The 15,979-nt window shown below is 74.4% G+C and carries 15 protein-coding genes; 7 read left to right on the forward strand and 8 right to left on the reverse strand.

All coding sequences use genetic code 11. The annotated features are described in order from the left end of the window. Window positions 1-20 precede the first annotated feature (20 nt). Window positions 21-947 carry a LysR family transcriptional regulator gene (locus ACOWU6_RS15495; RefSeq protein ID WP_421076235.1) on the reverse strand — a complete coding sequence of 309 codons (927 nt, stop codon included), beginning with the start codon at window positions 945-947 and terminating at the stop codon, window positions 21-23. A gap of 87 nt (window positions 948-1,034) precedes the next feature. On the opposite strand from ACOWU6_RS15495, the gene ACOWU6_RS15500 reads away from it, so the two are divergent. After that, complete coding sequence (locus ACOWU6_RS15500; RefSeq protein WP_421076236.1) at window positions 1,035-1,706, forward strand: type 1 glutamine amidotransferase domain-containing protein; 672 nt, start codon at window positions 1,035-1,037, stop codon at window positions 1,704-1,706. 31 nt (window positions 1,707-1,737) lie between these two features. Here the strand turns inward: ACOWU6_RS15500 and ACOWU6_RS15505 are convergent, their stop codons facing one another. Next, window positions 1,738-2,637, reverse strand: a complete 900-nt coding sequence (locus tag ACOWU6_RS15505; protein ID WP_324012752.1) for a rhodanese-related sulfurtransferase — start codon at window positions 2,635-2,637, stop codon at window positions 1,738-1,740. A gap of 60 nt (window positions 2,638-2,697) precedes the next feature. Here ACOWU6_RS15505 and ACOWU6_RS15510 point away from each other — a divergent pair, with 60 nt between their 5' ends. The 6 genes from ACOWU6_RS15510 (at window position 2,698) to ACOWU6_RS15535 (ending at window position 10,148) form a co-directional block, all read left to right on the forward strand. Then, a complete protein-coding gene (locus tag ACOWU6_RS15510; RefSeq protein ID WP_324012751.1) occupies window positions 2,698-3,582 on the forward strand; it encodes a neutral zinc metallopeptidase in 885 nt (294 codons plus the stop codon). A gap of 66 nt (window positions 3,583-3,648) precedes the next feature. Then, a complete protein-coding gene (locus tag ACOWU6_RS15515; protein ID WP_421076251.1) occupies window positions 3,649-4,794 on the forward strand; it encodes a low temperature requirement protein A in 1,146 nt (381 codons plus the stop codon). Window positions 4,795-4,887: 93 nt separating this feature from the next. Continuing rightward, window positions 4,888-5,517 (forward strand): RNA polymerase sigma factor, encoded by a 630-nt coding sequence (locus ACOWU6_RS15520; protein ID WP_421076237.1) that lies wholly within the window; start codon window positions 4,888-4,890, stop codon window positions 5,515-5,517. Next, window positions 5,514-5,981 carry a hypothetical protein gene (locus ACOWU6_RS15525; protein WP_271174709.1) on the forward strand — a complete coding sequence of 156 codons (468 nt, stop codon included), beginning with the start codon at window positions 5,514-5,516 and terminating at the stop codon, window positions 5,979-5,981. Before ACOWU6_RS15520 ends, ACOWU6_RS15525 begins: the two co-directional genes overlap by 4 nt. A gap of 83 nt (window positions 5,982-6,064) precedes the next feature. Next, window positions 6,065-7,660, forward strand: coding sequence for a S8/S53 family peptidase (locus ACOWU6_RS15530; protein WP_421076238.1), 1,596 nt, complete (start codon window positions 6,065-6,067; stop codon window positions 7,658-7,660). A gap of 1 nt (window position 7,661) precedes the next feature. Beyond that, on the forward strand, window positions 7,662-10,148 hold the full coding sequence (locus tag ACOWU6_RS15535; protein WP_421076239.1) for a CHAT domain-containing protein: 2,487 nt from the start codon (window positions 7,662-7,664) through the stop codon (window positions 10,146-10,148). 1 nt (window position 10,149) lies between these two features. Here the strand turns inward: ACOWU6_RS15535 and ACOWU6_RS15540 are convergent, their stop codons facing one another. The 6 genes from ACOWU6_RS15540 to ACOWU6_RS15565 all read right to left on the reverse strand — a co-directional run bounded on the left by ACOWU6_RS15540 (window position 10,150) and on the right by ACOWU6_RS15565 (window position 15,961). Further along, the gene (locus ACOWU6_RS15540; protein WP_271174706.1) at window positions 10,150-10,587 is read right to left on the reverse strand and encodes an adenylyltransferase/cytidyltransferase family protein; all 438 of its coding nucleotides are present in this window, start codon (window positions 10,585-10,587) and stop codon (window positions 10,150-10,152) included. 283 nt (window positions 10,588-10,870) lie between these two features. After that, window positions 10,871-11,383: a serine acetyltransferase gene (locus tag ACOWU6_RS15545; protein WP_421076240.1), complete on the reverse strand. Its 513-nt coding sequence runs from the start codon at window positions 11,381-11,383 to the stop codon at window positions 10,871-10,873. Continuing rightward, window positions 11,380-12,291, reverse strand: a complete 912-nt coding sequence (locus ACOWU6_RS15550; protein ID WP_421076241.1) for a glycosyltransferase family 2 protein — start codon at window positions 12,289-12,291, stop codon at window positions 11,380-11,382. The genes ACOWU6_RS15545 and ACOWU6_RS15550 overlap by 4 nt, the downstream gene beginning before the upstream one ends. 1 nt (window position 12,292) lies before the next feature. Beyond that, window positions 12,293-13,198, reverse strand: coding sequence for a glycosyltransferase family 2 protein (locus tag ACOWU6_RS15555; RefSeq protein WP_421076242.1), 906 nt, complete (start codon window positions 13,196-13,198; stop codon window positions 12,293-12,295). Beyond that, window positions 13,195-14,478, reverse strand: a complete 1,284-nt coding sequence (locus ACOWU6_RS15560) for an O-antigen ligase family protein (protein ID WP_421076243.1) — start codon at window positions 14,476-14,478, stop codon at window positions 13,195-13,197. Before ACOWU6_RS15560 ends, ACOWU6_RS15555 begins: the two co-directional genes overlap by 4 nt. After that, on the reverse strand, window positions 14,468-15,961 hold the full coding sequence (locus ACOWU6_RS15565) for a hypothetical protein (protein WP_421076244.1): 1,494 nt from the start codon (window positions 15,959-15,961) through the stop codon (window positions 14,468-14,470). The genes ACOWU6_RS15560 and ACOWU6_RS15565 overlap by 11 nt, the downstream gene beginning before the upstream one ends. Between the last annotated feature and the right edge of the window lie 18 nt (window positions 15,962-15,979).

Genomic DNA, 15,979 nt, shown 5'->3' on the forward strand with positions numbered 1-15,979 from the left:
GGCGCGCGAGACCGCTCCGTTCACGCGAGGGCGGATGTGACGGCGTGCGACAGCGCGTCGCGCACGCGCTCGACGTGCGGGCCCGCCGGGGCGCCGGGTCGCCGCACGAGATGGAGGGTGTTGCGGGGCGGGTCGTCGGACGGCCGGAGGTCCACGAGCTCGCCGCCCGCGAGCGCCGCGCGGCAGAGATGCTCGGGGAGCGCGGTCACGCCGGCGCCGGCGATCGCGGCCGCGCGGAGCGCGCGCAGGTCGGGGAGCGTGAGCGCGGGCTCGCGCTCGAGTCGCGTTCCGAACACGTGCCGCCAGTACCGGCGCAGGATGGGCACGTCGTGCGCATAGGCGAGCAGCGGCACGTCGGCGAGGGCATCGGGCACGACCGCGCCGCGTGCGAGCCCGCGGGCGCGCGCGAACGCGGGCGACGCGACGAGGACGAACGCCTCGTCGGCGAGCGGCGCCGCGACGACCGCGCGTCCGCGAGGGCGCTCGGACGCCACGACGAGGTCGAGCACGCCCGCGCGGAGGCCGTCGACGAGCGCGCCGCTCAGCCCGGGCACGAGCTGCAGCCGCACGCCGTCGGCGACGAGCGGCGCGAGAGCGGGCGCCGCGATCTCGGCGAGGAGCTCGGCCGGCCCGCCCACGCGCACGGGCGCGTGCGACGTCGCACCTCCCGCGTCGGCACCGGACAGCGCGGTGGCGAGCGCGCCGAACGGCTCCGCGAGCCGGGCGGCGAGCGCCTCGGCCCGGGGCGTCGGCGTGACGCCGCGGGCCCCGCGGGCGAAGAGGCGCTCGCCCAGGCGCCGCTCGAGGGTCTGCAGCTGCGCCGTGACGGCCGGCTGCGTGAGGCCGAGCGTGCGCGCGGCGCCCGAGAGGGATCCGGCCGTGTGCACCGCGAGGAAGGTGCGCCACAGGGCGAGGTCGTCCAGTCCATCAGAGGATCTATGGCTCACATCGCGAAGATATCGGAAGAGTCGCGGTCTCCATGCGTTGTCCTCGGTGCCGGCCCGCTCGGGCCGTCCCATCGAGAAGGAGTAGCCATGTCCACCGTCCTGTTCGTCGTCACCGGAGCCCGCACCTGGACCCTCTCCGACGGCACCGCGCATCCGACCGGATACTGGGCCGAGGAGCTGCTCGCGCCGTACCGCCTGCTCGTCGGGGCCGGCCACGATGTCGCCGTCGCGACCCCGGGTGGCGTCGTCCCCGTCGTCGACGAGGGATCGATCGCGGACGATGAGGAGGCGCGGGCCGCGCTCGCCGCGATCCCCGGCCTGCAGCGCCCGCTCGTGCTCGCGGAGGTCGACCCCGGCGCGTTCGACGCCGTGTTCTACCCCGGCGGGCACGGACCCATGGAGGACCTCGCGCGCGACGCCGCCTCCGGCGCCCTGATCGTGCGGGCGCTCGACGCCGGAACGCCCCTCGCGCTGGTCTGCCACGGCGTCGCGGCGCTGCTCGCGGCGAAGCGGTCGGACGGCGCGCTCGCGGCGGCGGGGCGCACCGTCGCGGCGTTCACCGACGAGGAGGAGCGCCAGGGCGGGCTCGCTCCGAAGGCGCCGTGGCTGCTCGAGTCGACGCTGCGCGACGGCGGCATCGCGGTCGACGCCGCCGAGCCGTGGGCCGATCACGTCGTCGAGGACGGCGCGCTCGTGACGGGTCAGAACCCGCAGTCGTCCGCATCCGTCGCGCGCGCCCTGCTCGCGCGCCTGTCCTGAGGCAGCGCGGAGCCATCCGCCCCGGCGGGCGCTACGCGGCGACGGCCGCGTGGCGCCCGCACGGGTGCACGTCGCCGCAGCCCGCGCACAGGACGACGCGGACCTGGCAGGTCTCGTCGACGCAGTCGACCATCCGGTCGGTGGGGCTCTCGCACGCCGCGCAGCGCGAGATCACCGCCGCGCCGTCGCCGAACGTCATCGACTCGCGGCCGTCGAAGACGTAGAGCGATCCCTCCCACAGGCCCGCGTTGCCGAAGGTCTCTCCGTAGCGGACGATGCCGCCGTCGAGCTGGTACACCTCGCCGAAGCCGCGCGCCGTCATGAGGCTCGAGAGCACCTCGCACCGGATGCCGCCCGTGCAGTAGGTCACGACGGGCCGCCCCTTGAGGTCGTCGTAGCGCCCCGAGTCGAGCTCCGCGATGAAGTCGCGCGTCGTGGCGACATCCGGCACGACGGCGTTCCGGAAGCGGCCGATCGCCGCCTCGAACGCGTTGCGGCCGTCGAAGAACACCACCTCGTCGCCGCGCTCCTCGACGAGCTTGTGCAGCGCACCCGGTGTGAGGTGCGTGCCGCCGCCCACGACGCCGTTCTCGTCGACTCGCAGCTCGCCGGGCGCGCCGAACGACACGATCTCGTCGCGCACCTTGACCGACATCCGCGGGAAGTCGAGGCTGCGGCCCTCCGCGTCGAGGCCCGACCCCGACGACCACTTGAAGTCGATGCCCTTGAAGGGCGCGTAGTCCTTCGTCTTGCGGACGTAGCGCTTGAGCGCCTGCATATCGCCGCCGACCGTGCCGTTGATGCCGTGCTCCGACAGGAGGATCCGGCCCCGCAGCCCGAGCAGCTCGCACAGGTCGCGCTGCCACAGGCGGATGGCCTCGGGGTCGGCGATCGGCGTGAAGAGGTAGTAGAGGAGGATCTTGGCGGGCACGGATCCAGGGTAGGCGAGCAGGCCGTGAGGACGCCGGTCGGGAGCGGTACCGTGGGCGTCATGACGTTCAACGAGAACGCGGATGTGAGCGGGCACGGCGCACGGCGTCGAGGACGGACCGCGGCGATCGCGGGCGGCGGGATCGGCGGCCTCGGCCTGCTCGGCGTGCTCGTCGTCGGGCTGCTCACGGGCGGCGACTTCGGGTCGGTGCTCGGGCTGCTGTCGCCCGACGCCGGCGCGCCCGGCGGCTCCGGCCAGGAGACGGCGATCTCGGACTGCGAGACGGGCCAGGACGCGAACGAGAACGACGACTGCCGGCTCGCGGCCGGATCGCTCGCGCTCGACCAGTTCTGGGCCGGCGCCCTCGAGGGGTACCGCGAGCCCGAGCTCATCATCGTGGACGGGCAGACCGAGACCTCGTGCGGCACCGCGTCGAACGCGACGGGGCCGTTCTACTGTCCGCCCGACGAGACGGTCTACATCGACCCGACGTTCTTCTCCCTGCTGCGCGAGCGCTACGACGCGCAGGCGGGCGACCTCGCGCAGCTGTACGTGCTCGCACACGAGTACGGGCACCATGTGCAGAACCTCACGGGCGTGCTGCAGGAGCATCAGGGCGGCGGAACCGGGCCCGAGAGCGACGGCGTGCGCACCGAGCTGCAGGCCGACTGCTTCGCGGGCGCCTGGGTGGGCGCGATGACCGAGCAGGTCGACGAGAACGGCGTCCCGTACCTCGAGGCGCCCACCCGCGGGCAGCTCGCCGACGCGATGGACGCCGCCTCCGCGGTGGGCGACGACCACATCCAGCAGGAGTCCGGCGGCGTCGTCAACCCCGACAGCTGGAGCCACGGCTCGAGCGAGCAGCGCATGCGGTGGTTCCAGACCGGGTACGAGCGCGGAGAGCGCGCGTGCGACACCTTCGCCGTGCCGGGGAGCGAGCTCTGACCCGCGCGTAGTCTGTCGCGTGTGAACGCACCGCACTCCGCGCTCGGCCGTCTGCGGATGGTCCCCATGCGCCCGCGCGACCCGCGCGAGCCCCATCGGGCGGCGACCTCCCTCGAGCTGTTCTTCGACCTCGTGTTCGTGATCGCCGTGAGCACGGCGGCGGTCAACCTGCACCACGCCCTCGTCGAGGCGCACGTGCTCGACGGCGTCGTGTCGTACCTGCTCGTCTTCTTCGCCATCTGGTGGGCGTGGATGAACTTCACGTGGTTCGCGACGTCGTTCGACGCCGACGACTGGCTGTACCGCGTGCTCACGATCGTGCAGATGGGCGGCGTGCTCGTGCTCGCGGCCGGGGTGGGCCCCGCCTTCCACGGCGACTTCACGATCCCCGTCGTCGGCTACGTCATCATGCGCGTCGCGATGGTGGCGCAGTGGCTGCGCGCGTCGCGGGGCGCCGGCCGCGCCCGGCGCACGACGCTCATGTACGCGCTCGGCATCGCGGTCGTGCAGGTGTACTGGCTGCTCACTCTGCTCGTGCCCGAGGGCGCGTTCCTCGTGGCCTTCCTCATCGGCGTCGTGCTCGAGCTCGCCGTCCCGATCATCGCCGAGCGCGGAGCGAACACCCCGTGGCATCCGCACCACATCACCGAGCGGTACGGGCTCTTCACGCTCATCCTGCTCGGCGAGAGCCTGCTCGCGTCGGCCAACGCCATCATCGAGGCCCTCGAGGACGCCGACGCGCTGGCTCCGCTCATCGCGATCGCCGTGCTGACCCTCGTCGTGACGGCCGCGCTCTGGTGGATCTACTTCTGGCCGCCGCACCACTCCGCGATCGGATCGCTCGCGCAGTCGATCCGCTACGGGTACGTGCACTACGTCGTCTTCGCGGCGGCGGGGGCGTTCTCGGCCGGCGTCGAGGTCGAGATCGACGCGCTGACCCACCACAGCGAGCTCACGGGGCCCGCCGCTGCCTCCACGGTGACCATCCCGATCGCGCTGTTCGTCCTCGGCATCTGGTGGATCGCCATCCGCGCGCATGCCGACCGCGTCGTGAACACGGTGGTGCCCGTGGGCGCCGTGCTCGTCCTGCTCGACGCGCTCCTGCCGTTCCCGCTCGCGCTGAGCGCGGTCATCCTCGTGGCGATCGTCGTCGTCCTCGTGCTGAGGTCGCCGCGCTCCGCCGAGGCGCCGCTGCCCGGGCAGGCGCGCTGAGCGCCGCCTGGGCAGCGCCTCGGTATCGACTGCATCACGTATCACGCCGCGTGTTGCACGCCTCGTCGCAGGTATGGACACAATGTGTCTGACATGGACGATCTCTCCCTGTCGCCCGCGGATGATGCGGACGACGTCGCCGACGCCCACGGCGCGGCGCGCTGGGAGCAGGCGGCCGCGCACTTCGCGCGCTGGCGCAACGGCGACCCGCAGGCGATCGACGAGCTGGTGCGCATCATGACCCCCGTGCTGTGGCACGTCGTCCGCGCGTACGGCCTGCGTCGGGCGGCGGCGGAGGACGTCATCCAGACGACGTGGCTCACGCTCGTCCGCAAGCACGACACGATCGCGAGCGCCGACGCGGTCTCCGGATGGCTGCGCGTGACCGCGCGCCGCGAGGCATGGCGCGTCGCGCGCGCGGACCGTCGCGCCGATCCGACCGACGACGACCTGCTCGAGGCGCGGCTCCCGTCGCGCCGCGCGGCCGAGGACGACGTCGCCGAGGCCGACACGGCCGACCGCCTGTGGCTGGCCGTGCGCGCGCTCGATGAGCGGTGCCAGCGGCTGCTGCGGATCGTCGCCTTCGAGGACCGACCGGACTACGCCCAGATCGCCGCCGATCTGCGCATGCCGGTGGGAAGCATCGGGCCCACGAGGCAGCGCTGCCTCGCTAAGCTTCGAGCCAGATTGAATCCCGATATACGAGACGAGGGGCGATCGTGAACGACCACGTCGGGGGAGCAGAGGACCGCGAGCTCCTCGACGCGCTGCGCGCGTCCTGGGAGCAGGCCGACCCCGTCCCCGCAGGACTCGCCGACCGCATGATCGCGGCCGTGGCCGTCGACGACCTCTCGCGCGAGTTCGCGCTGCTCTCGCTCGTCGACGGCGCGCAGGCCGCCGTGCGGGCGGGCGACGAGCGCCGCACGCTCCAGTTCGCGGACGACGACGCCGAGGTGCTGCTGCACGTGTCGCCGACGGATGGCGGCGCGCGCCGGATCGACGGATGGTCCCGTCCTGCGGTGCTCGCGGCGCGCCTCGCGCAGGACGACGCCGAGTGGGCCGCCGACACGGTCGGCGACGGCCGCTTCTCGTTCGAGGGCGTGGCCGCGGGGCGCGCGCAGGTGCGGATGGTCGTGCGGCAGGAGGAGGGTCTCCGGGAGGTCGCGACCCCCTGGTTCGACATGTGAGGTCGATCTTCCCGTGACGGCGGTTCTGGGGCAGAATACGCGCAAGCGGTGCTCCCCTGGCCGAGTGCCCGGGGAGGTGCGCGATGCCCGACGACAGCCGGACCACATCCCAGCCCGACGGATGGTCGTGGCGTGATCGCGCCGCGGGATCGATCCCGGTCGGGCGGGTCCTCGACCCGGCGGTCGAGCCCGTCGACGGCGTGCGCGCGTTCCCGACCGCGTACGTTCCCGACCGGCTCCTGATCGCGCGACGCGACGACGACGCGGAGGCGGTCGACGGACTCCGCCTCGTCCGCGAGGCCGCTGCGTCGTTCGGGTGGCAGGTCGTCCCCGAATCGCTGCGCGGCGACGCGCTCGGCGAGGCGGAGGAGCCGACCCCGCTGCTGCCGGGCCTCGGGATGCTGCGCGCGCAGCTCGTCGCGCCCGACGGGCCGTCGCGGGGGGAGGCGCCCGTGCCGCCCGACGCGTGGCGCGTCCTGCAGCGGGCGCGACGCCTCTCTCGAGGCCGACTGCGCGACGTCGCGCTCGACCACGTCGTCGCGATCGACCCCGTCGGCGTCAATCCGTTCACGCGCACGAATCCCTTCACGCGGACGAACCCGTTCACGCGCACCAACCCGCATGGCGCTGACCAGTACGCCGAGGCGGGGCACGGCGGGCGGCAGCCCGTCGCGCGCCTCGGCGCGGGGCCCACGCGCGCGGGGAAGCCGCCGCGCGGGCGACGGCGACCCGTCGTCGCGATCCTCGACACGGGGTGCGGCGCGCACGACTGGCTGCCCGACGACATCGTCACGCGGCGCGTCGAGCTCGACGGAGCGCCGCTCGGACTCACGGACGACGCCGACCCCGAGCGGTTCCCCGACCTCTACGGCCAGCTGGACGGGGAGATCGATCCGGTCGCCGGGCACGGCACCTTCATCGCCGGGATCGTCCGGCAGGTCGCCCCGGAGGCCGACATCCTCTCCGTGCGGGTCGCGAACGCCCTCGGCGTCGTCGACGAGAGCGCTCTCCTCGACACCCTCGCGGGGCTCGTCGAGCTGCTCGCGCGGTACCGCGCGGGGCGGGAGGGCGGACGGGCGATCGACGTGCTCAGCCTGTCGCTCGGCTACTACCACGAGACTCCGGAGGACGGGCTCTTCTCGACCGTGCTCTTCGAGCTCCTGCGCAGGGCGCGCGAGCTCGGCTGCGCGGTCGTGTGCTCCGCGGGCAACGACGCGATCGACCGACCGCCGTTCCCTGCGTCGCTCTGGCCGTGGCCGGGCGGCGACAACGGCATCGAGCCCGATGACGGGGCGGAGCACGTGTCGGTCGGCGCGCTGAACCCGAGCGGTGCCGCTGTCGCGCTCTTCTCTAACGTGGGGCCGTGGGTGCGCGTGTACGCACCGGGCGCCGCGGTGGTGAGCACGATGCCGGCGTTCGAGGGCGGGCGGCAGGCGTCGTCGCGCGATGACCGCTTCGAGCGGCGCCGGGAGACGATCGCGCCCGAGTGCTACCTCGGGAGCTTCGCCGTGTGGAGCGGCACGTCGTTCGCTGCCCCGTTCGCCGCCGCGACGATCGCCGCGCAGCTCGGATGGCCCGCGGCCGGCATCCGCGCGGCGGGCGATGCATGCGCCGAGAGCCGCGCGGCCACGGCGGCCGCGCTCGAGCTGCTCGCCGCCCGGGACCGGTCAGGGGGATGACGTGGCCTCGCGCCCGGAGCTTCCCGTCGAGGAGCTCCTCCGCCGGGGAGTCGACGCCGCCAACGCGAAGCGGCTGCGCACCGCGAGGCGGCTTCTCGTGCGCGCCCTCGAGGCCGCCGACGACGATGTCCTGCGCGCGCGGATCAGCGCGTCGCTGGCCTACGCGCTCGGGCAGCTCGGCGATCCGGACGGGGCGGAGCTGCTCTGCCGCACCGCCCTGCGCTTCCCGATGCTGCCGGAGGAGACCCGCGGCATCATCTCCGGTCAGCTGGCGACGCTGCTCCTGCACCGGGGCGACGTCGACGCCGCCCTCCCGCTCTTCGAACGGGCCGTCGCGCTCATCGACAGCCCCGCCTCGCGCGCCAACGTCGTCCTGAATCGCGGCGTCGCGCTTCTGCAGCGCCGACGGCTCGGCGAGAGCGCCGACGCGTTCCGGGCGGCGGCCGCGCTCTTCGCGGACCTCGGCGACCGCGGCGGCGAAGCGCAGGCCCGCCACAATCTCGGGTACACGGCGCTCCTCGCGGGGGACCTCGTGCTCGCGCTCAGCGAGATGACCGTCGCGCGCGCGGAGATCGCGCGCGACTCCGCCGTCGCCGCGGCGATCTCCGACCTCGATCGCGCCGAGGTCCTCCGGGAATCGGGTCAGCTGCGCGAGTCGGCCGCTCTGCTCGAGCAGGTCGCCCAGGCGTTCGGCCGGGCGCGCATGCAGCAGGCGCGCGGCGAGGCCGAGCTCCAGCTCGCGCAGACCCTGCTCGGCTACGAGCCGGGTCGCGCCGCCCGGGTCGCGCTCCGCGCCAGTCGGCGCTTCCGCGGGCTCGGCAGCTCGTCCTGGGAGGTGCGAGCGGAGGGCGTCCGGCTGCGGGCGCTCCTCGCGCCCACGGCCGACCGCACGTCGGCGAAGCCCGTCCCCTCGGCGCTCGAGGAGGAGTGCGCGCGCGTCGCGCGGCGGCTGTCGCGCTTCGGGTTCCGCGTCGAGGCCCGCGCGCTCCGCTACGTGCTCGATGCGGCCCTCGCGCGCACGGGGCGGCCGCCTTCGCGCGCGGCCCGCCTGCATCCCGACGACCCGCTGTCCGTCCGCGTGCTCGCCCACGAGGCGAGGGCCGCCCGCTCGGCGGCCCTCGGGCGCGACGCGGACGCCCGCCGGCACGCCGAGGCGGGCCTCCACGAGGTGTCGGCCTGGCAGCGGTCGTTCGGGTCGCTCGAGGTGCTCTCGTCGACGGCCGTGCACGGATCGGGGATCTTCATCGAGGGCCTCGCCGCGAGCGTGCGCTCCGGCCGCCCCGACACGGTCTTCCGCTGGTCGGAGTACACGCGCCACTTCAGCCAGCAGGTCTCACCCGTGCGCCCTCCGCAGGACGCCGAGCACGCGGCCGACCTCGCGCAGCTGCGTGCGCTGCGCGCCGAGCTCGCCTCGTCGGACTGGGTCGCCGACCCGCGCGTGGCGTCCCTGCGCCAGCGGATCAGCGAGCGTCAGTGGGTCGCGACGGCCTCGACCGACGGCCCTCCCGTGGTCTCCCTCGACGAGCTGCGGTCGGCGCTCGACGGCGACACCGCCCTCCTCACGTACGTGTACGTCCGGGGCCGGCTCACGTGCCTCGTCGTGCCCGGGCGCGGAGCGCCCTCGCTCATCGACATCCCGTGGGGGCGCGTGCGCGACCTCCGCCGCGGTCTGTACAGCGAGCTCAACGCGGCCGCGGCGACGCGCACGGGGCCCGGAAGCCGGCTCATCCGCGAGTCGCTCGAGGCCCGGCTGTCGTGCCTGTCGCGCGCACTCGTCGAGGAGGCCGTGCGCGCCGCGGGAGACCCGAGGAGGATCGTCGTGACGGCGCCGGGCGAGCTGCGCGGAACGCCGTGGGGCATGCTGCCGGCGCTGCGCGGCCGGGTCGTGACGCACGTCCGCTCGGCATCGCGCTGGGTCGCCACGCGCGGCTCGGTGCCGCTCTCCTCGGCCGGGTTCGTCGTGGGTCCGGGCGTCGCGCGCGGCGACGAGGAGGCGGACACGGGTGCGCGGGCCTGGCGGCGCGCCGGGGGCCCTGCGCGCATTCTCACGGGCGACGCGTCGCGGATCGAGCACGCGACGGCTCTCGCGGAGGGCGTCGATGTGCTCCACGTCGTCGCGCACGGGCGGCACTCGCCGGATTCGCCGCTCCTGTCCGGATTCGAGCTCGCGGACGGCACGCTGTTCGGCTACGACATCGACGCGATCGCGCGCCCGCCTGCGGTCGTCGTGCTGTCGGCGTGCGAGCTCGGCCGCTCATCGGCGCTGTGGGGCGAGGAGGCGGTCGGGATGGCGAGGGCGTGGCTGCACGCGGGGTCGCACTGCGTCATCGCGGCCCCCGTGACCGTGGCCGACGACGTCGCCTGCGAGCTGCTGGGCGCGATGCACGAGGGGCTCGTCGGCGGGCTCGACCCTGCCGAGGCGCTCATGCGGGCGACGGCCCAGACCGGGCACGTCGCGCCCTTCGTCTGCTACGGCTCGGGCTTCTGAGTCACCGCGCGACGGGAAGGGCCGGCGCGAGGGCGTCGAGCGCGCGCCGCAGCGCGGTGCTCGAGGTGTGCGCGGTGTAGGGGAAGTACACGACCTCGACGCCGACGGCGCCGAACTCGCGCTCGAGGCGGAGGCCCTTCTCGGTGCCCCGCCAGTCGTCGCCCTTGAAGAAGTGGGTGAAGCCGACCTCGCGCCACACATCGAGCTTGTCCGGCACCGTCTCGACGTGGACGTCGTCGACGTACCGGATGCTCCGGACGATCTCCGCGCGCTCGGCGGTGGGCACGACCGAGCGGATGCCCTTCACGGCGCGGAGCATCTCGTCGCTCACGACGCCCGCGATGAGGACGTCGCAGTTCTCCTTGGCGTGGCGGAGGAGGTTGAGGTGGCCGACGTGGAAGAGGTCGAACGCGCCGGCCGCGTAGCCGATGCGCGTCATGCGGGCGCCTTCCCGCGGGCGGGACGGCGGGAGGTGCCCCGGTGGCGCAGGGGGCGCACCACCGGGGCGATGGGAGAGAGCTCGGATCTCTCCCATGGCTCGGCCGGGACGGCCGAGGCGACCGATGCGGACGTCGCCGGGGGTTCGGCATCGGCATCGGGGTCTGGGGCCGCTCGGCCGGGGGCCACGGGCACCGCGCGGACCGCCCCAGACGGCGGCAGTGCCCGTGAGCTCTCAACGGATCGCATACTGGGGAAGAGCGCGGACCGCGGCGGCTGATACATCACGACTCGGTAACGAGCTCGGACCGCGGCGAGCGCACGACGCCGCCGGCCGGCACGTCCTTGACGACCACGGCGTAGGGGCCGATCCGCGCGCCCCGGCCGACCGTGATCGCGCCGATGACGACGGCTCCGACCCCGATCTCGACGTCGTCCTCGATCACGGGGCAGTCATGCGGCGTGCGGCGATTGCCGAGCGTCACACCGTGGCGGAGCATCACGTTGCGGCCGATCACGGTCGCGGGGTTCACGACGACGCCGATGCCGTGACGCAGTCGGAGTCCGGGTTCGACGCGGGTCGTCGGGGGGATCTCGATGCCCATGATCCACTCCGTCACGAGCTTGTATCCCGCGGCGTGCGCGAGGTAGATCGCGCGGCCGAGGGGCCGACGGCTGCCCTGCCAGCGCTGGCAGCGGCGCAGCCAGCCGAGCACGAACCGGCTCTTCGGGTACCGCGCGTTCGCCGCCCGGTCGGCCCGGAGCGCCGCGCGGAGGCGATCGCGCGCGGCGCTCATGACGCGGCCTCCGCTCGCTCGTCCGCGGCGGCGCGGATCCGCTCACGGCACCAGGCCGCGCGCCGCGCGAGGCGCCGCAGCACCGCGGCGCGATCCGCCGGCCGGAGCCGCGACGCCGCACAGCGGAACCGCCGCTCGAACTCGTCGAGGCACGCGGCCTTCTCCTCCGCGGGCAGCGGAGCGACCGCGAGGGCCGTGAGGCGCGGGAGCGGGGCGCCGAGCACGCGAGCCGACAGCTCCGCGAAGGCGGCCTGCGTGCGCTCGTCGTTCCACGACCGCAGGCGCCAGCCCTCGGCGGACGTGACCTGCCCCGGGTGCACGCGGTAGAGAAGGGACGGGGCCGCGAGGCGACGCAGACGAGCACCCGACGAGGCGAGCCGCAGCCACAGGTCGTAGTCCTCGCTCGGGACGACGCGGTAGCCGCGAACGGCCTCGACCGCGGAGCGCCGAGCGGCCATGGTGGAGTGGGCGACGGGGTTCGTCAGGAGGAGATGGAACGGGAAGGACGCGGTCCCGATGCCGGACGGCCAGGGCGGGCGGGGCACCCCGGCTCCGTGCCAGGAGGCGACGGTCGTGAAGACGGCGTCCGCGGCCTTCAGCGCCCGCAGCTGCCGGCGGAAGCGGCCGGGGAGGACGACGTCGTCGGCGTCCATCCGCGCGACGAACTCGCTCGCTGAGGCATCCAGCAGGGCGTTCAGCGCCCGGGCGACGCCGCGATTCGGGCCCGTCAGCACGCGCAGGCGCGGATCGTCGATGCGCTCGAGCGCCGCGAGCGTGCCGTCGGACGATCCGTCGTCCTGCACGACCAGCTCGGCGTCGGCGGGCAGGTCGCGCAGCGTCGACCGCACGGCGCGGTCGATCGTCGGCGCCGCGTCGAACGCCGGCATGAGCACGGAGAGCCGCGGCATGTCACATCCCCCGTCCGCGCGCATTCAGGGCCGAGACGACGCGCCCGCCCGAGACGAGGTGGAGGCCGACGCACATCGCGAGGTACGCGCGCGGCTGCAGGAGGTCGTGGCGGATGGCCGCCCGAGCCCATCGCCGGGCGGGGGCGAGCGCGCCGAGCGCCCCGTGCGCGAAGGCGATCTGACCCTCGATCCGCGCGCGGCCGCGCGCGGATCGAGCGAACTCGGGGTGCTTGTCGAGCAGGTAGCTGAGGCCGTCGGCGATGCCGCGCCAGCGCTCGCTGAAGTACGACGGCCGGTCCCAGTGGACGATCGTCAGCGGCGCCGCGACCGCGGCGATGCGGCCGATCTTGGCCGCGCGCAGCAGCAGGTCGTAGTCCTCGCCGTAGCACGCGGGCAGCTCCTCGTCGACGAGACCCAGGCGCCCTCGCGCATCGGCCGTGCGCAGGAGGAAGGAGGACGGGTGCAGCTCGGTGATGCGCGAGCGGAGGAGGTCCGCGAGCGCGACCCGCTCGGGCGGGAGCCGGTCGTGCGCGCCTCCCGTCGAGAGGATGCGGATGCCGGTGGCGGCGATGACGACGTCGGGGTCCTCGAGGAGCGGCAGCTGCGCCTCGAGCTTCCCGGGCGCCCATTCGTCGTCGTCGTCGCAGAAGGCGATGAGCGGCGCCTCGGCCGCGAGGATCCCCGTGTTCCGACCGCCCGCGAGTCCAGGAGTCCGGTCGTTCGCGATCGTCCGCACGAGGTGGCGACCGCGCGGGAGGTCGGCGAGCGGATCGACCGCGCATCCGTCGAAGACCACGACGATCTCGAGCGGGTGCGGCGTGTCCTGAGCGAGCACGGAGCGCACGGCCCGCCGCAGGAGCTCGGGGCGGTCGCGGGTGGCGATGACGACGGTGACGCGGGGGTTCATGAGGACGGCCTCTCGAGAGCTGTGTCGTGGGGAAGGGCGGCGGCCGCGGGGAGGAGGGCCAGCACGAGCCCGTGCGGGAGCACGCCGTAGTAGAAGACCTCGACGAGGAGCACCACCTGCACGACGTGGACAGCGGTCATCCGCCTGCGCACATGGCGCGTCGACCACGCGAGCCAGAGGAGGGCGAGGAGGAAGACCGCGAGCGCGGGCAGGCCGTGCGAGAACATCACCATCCACACGTGACCCTGCGTGCCCGCGGACGGCGCGCCCTCCGTCCACGACGGGCGCGGCGCCCCGTAGCCGAAGACCGGGGACTGGAGGGTCCGCACGAGCGTCTCGTGGTAGAGGTCCGCACGGTCCTCGGTCGACGAGCTCGACTCGACGCGCCCGAGGAGCCGGTCTCCGACGTCGAGCACAGCGGCCGCGGCGAGGCCCACGGCGCACGCCGCAGCGAGGCCCGCGACGGCGCGGACGCGACCGGAGGCGAGGAGGATGAGGCCCCCGTAGACCGCCGCGACGCCGAGCCCGATGAACATCCCGCGATTGAGGGTGAGGAACGCGGGGACGAACGAGAGCGGGATCGCGACGAGGAGGCCGAGGAACCGGAGGTCCCGGGGGATGCGCGCCACGTGCGAGATGACGAGCGGGAGGAGCATCGAGTACGCGTTGCCCCAGCCGTTCGTATAGAGGAAGGGTGCGGCCGGGCGCGGATCGAGGACCGTCCAGGCGTCCGGGTTCCACTGCGTCGCCCGCCGCACGACCATCTCGCCCACGAGCTCGTTGCTCTGGAGGCCGCGGGGGAGCACGTAGCCGAGCGGGGTCCGGAAGGAGAACTCGGGGGCGATCACGCCGAGCCACCCGCCTGCCACGACGAAGAGCCAGAACAGCGTGAGCATGCCGAGCAGCCAGTCGAGCGTGATCGTGCGGCGCGCGTTGTAGACGTAGAGGAAGGCGATCGTGATCGAGAGGTACTGCAGGGCGCGGTAGACGAACCCGATGAGCCGGCCGGGGGTGTCGATCCCGATCACCGACACGGCGACGAGCGCGAGGAACAGCAGCCAGATCCCGAAGCCCCGCGGCGCGCGGACGTCGCCGCGGCGGATCAGGAGCACCGCCATGGCCGCGGCGAGCGGGATCCACGCCATCTCGGCCATCCCGAGCGCCCACCAGAGGGGGAACGCCGCGAACATCGAGGTGATCGGCCAGCGAGGCAGGTCGCCGCGAGCCTCCGCAGCGGTCGGCCGCGCGGGAGCCGGGGCGAACGCCGTGTCAGACCGCATCGGCGTACTCCTCGCGAGCGGGCGTCTCGTCGGTCGCGGGCGCGACCTCCCGTCGGCCTGCGCGGCGCCGTGATCGCCGCCGCTCGCGGGGGACGACGACGGCGCCGATGAGGGGCACCCCCGCGGTCGCGGACTCGTCGCGCAGGGCGGCGGCTGTGGTGCGGCGGCTCGCGCCCTCCTGCAGCACGACAACCACCGCGTCGGCCAGGCGCAGCGCGGCGAGCAGGTCGGCCGTGCCGGCCGAGACCGGGACCGCGAGCATGACGAGCGTCCCCTCGGGCGCGGACTCGACGGCGACCCGCGCCTCGGCGGTGCGCGCCTCGCCGTGCAGGTCCGCGCGCCCGAAGCGGACGCTGAGCCCGGGCACGGCGGCCCGGGGCGCCGCTCCGGCCGACCGGAGGACCGCGAGGCGCCGCTCGGAAGGATGGGGGAGCACGAGCCGCACGGCGAACCCGCTCTGCGCGGTCGCCATCGCCAGCCCCGTCGCGACGGCCCCCTCCGACGACGTGTCGTCGAGCACCGCGACCGCCCGCGCCCCGGCGGGGAGGTCCGCGAGCATGCGCTCGCGTGCGATGCGCATCGCCTCGGCGTCGGGCGCCTCGAGGGGCGTCCGCGGGTGCGGCGTGCGGAGCGTGGCGAGCACGCGCGCGCCGAGCGCGCGCGTGATCTCGGCTCCGCTGCGCAGGCGCCCGTCGAAGGGCTCGCGGAGGAAGGCCAGCAGGATGCCGACGATCGCGCCGATCCCGATCCCGGTCGCGGCCGTCGTGTAGCGCGGCGGTGCCGAGTCGATCGGGTTGTCGGCGGCTCCCGTCAGCACGCTGCCGCCCGAGGTGTCGACGCTCTGCAGCGCATTCCGCTGCGACAGCAGGCCCTCGAGCTCGAGGAGGATCTGCTCCCGGTCGCTCGTCGCCTGCGCCTGCGCGGCGCCGGATCCCGCATCCGCGATCGCCGCGTTCGCCTCGGCCAGCTGCGCGTCGAGCTCGTCGATGCGCGTGCTGAGCCCCGAGACCATGACGTCGAGCCGGCTCTCGGCCTGCTCGCTGCGGTAGGCGAGGTAGGCGGCCGCGACGGAGTCCGCACGCTCGATCGCGAGCGCGCGCGTCGCGGCCGTCGCGGAGACGTGGGCGATCGTGCCGCCCTCCGAGATCGTGACGTCGACGGTGTCGTGGATCTCGCGCGTCGCGTCGGCGTCGCCGAGCAGGGCCGCCGCGCGCTCGGCCACGACGTAGGAGCGGGCGATCGCGGCCTCGGTGGCGTCGTCCAGCAGACCCGACGCCGCGCGCTGCGGATTGAAGGGATCCGTCGTGATGACGGAGAGGTTGACATCGGTCGTCGCCGTGATGCGCTGCGGGGCGACGAGCAGGTAGGCGATCGCGGCGATCGCCCCGATCGCGATCGCGGCGACGACGAGGCGCCACTGCCTGCGCAGCACGCGAGCGTAGTGATCGAGACCGAGTGTGGTGGTGTGTGCGGTGTCGGACATCGTGCTTCCCCCGGTGAA

It is taken from the genome of Microbacterium sp. SA156 (genome assembly GCF_049065455.1).
In the GTDB taxonomy this organism is placed as follows: Bacteria; Actinomycetota; Actinomycetes; order Actinomycetales; family Microbacteriaceae; genus Microbacterium; species Microbacterium barkeri.

Coding starts and splice junctions, on each gene's coding strand:
- ACOWU6_RS15500 (WP_421076236.1), top strand. CDS start 1,035: ATGTCCACCGTCCTGTTCGTCGTCACCGGAGCCCGCACCTGGACCCTC.
- ACOWU6_RS15510 (WP_324012751.1), top strand. CDS start 2,698: ATGACGTTCAACGAGAACGCGGATGTGAGCGGGCACGGCGCACGGCGT.
- ACOWU6_RS15545 (WP_421076240.1), bottom strand. CDS start 11,383: ATGAGCGCCGCGCGCGATCGCCTCCGCGCGGCGCTCCGGGCCGACCGG.
- ACOWU6_RS15550 (WP_421076241.1), bottom strand. CDS start 12,291: ATGCCGCGGCTCTCCGTGCTCATGCCGGCGTTCGACGCGGCGCCGACG.
- ACOWU6_RS15530 (WP_421076238.1), top strand. CDS start 6,065: ATGCCCGACGACAGCCGGACCACATCCCAGCCCGACGGATGGTCGTGG.
- ACOWU6_RS15555 (WP_421076242.1), bottom strand. CDS start 13,198: ATGAACCCCCGCGTCACCGTCGTCATCGCCACCCGCGACCGCCCCGAG.
- ACOWU6_RS15515 (WP_421076251.1), top strand. CDS start 3,649: ATGCGCCCGCGCGACCCGCGCGAGCCCCATCGGGCGGCGACCTCCCTC.
- ACOWU6_RS15560 (WP_421076243.1), bottom strand. CDS start 14,478: ATGCGGTCTGACACGGCGTTCGCCCCGGCTCCCGCGCGGCCGACCGCT.
- ACOWU6_RS15565 (WP_421076244.1), bottom strand. CDS start 15,961: ATGTCCGACACCGCACACACCACCACACTCGGTCTCGATCACTACGCT.
- ACOWU6_RS15520 (WP_421076237.1), top strand. CDS start 4,888: ATGGACGATCTCTCCCTGTCGCCCGCGGATGATGCGGACGACGTCGCC.
- ACOWU6_RS15540 (WP_271174706.1), bottom strand. CDS start 10,587: ATGACGCGCATCGGCTACGCGGCCGGCGCGTTCGACCTCTTCCACGTC.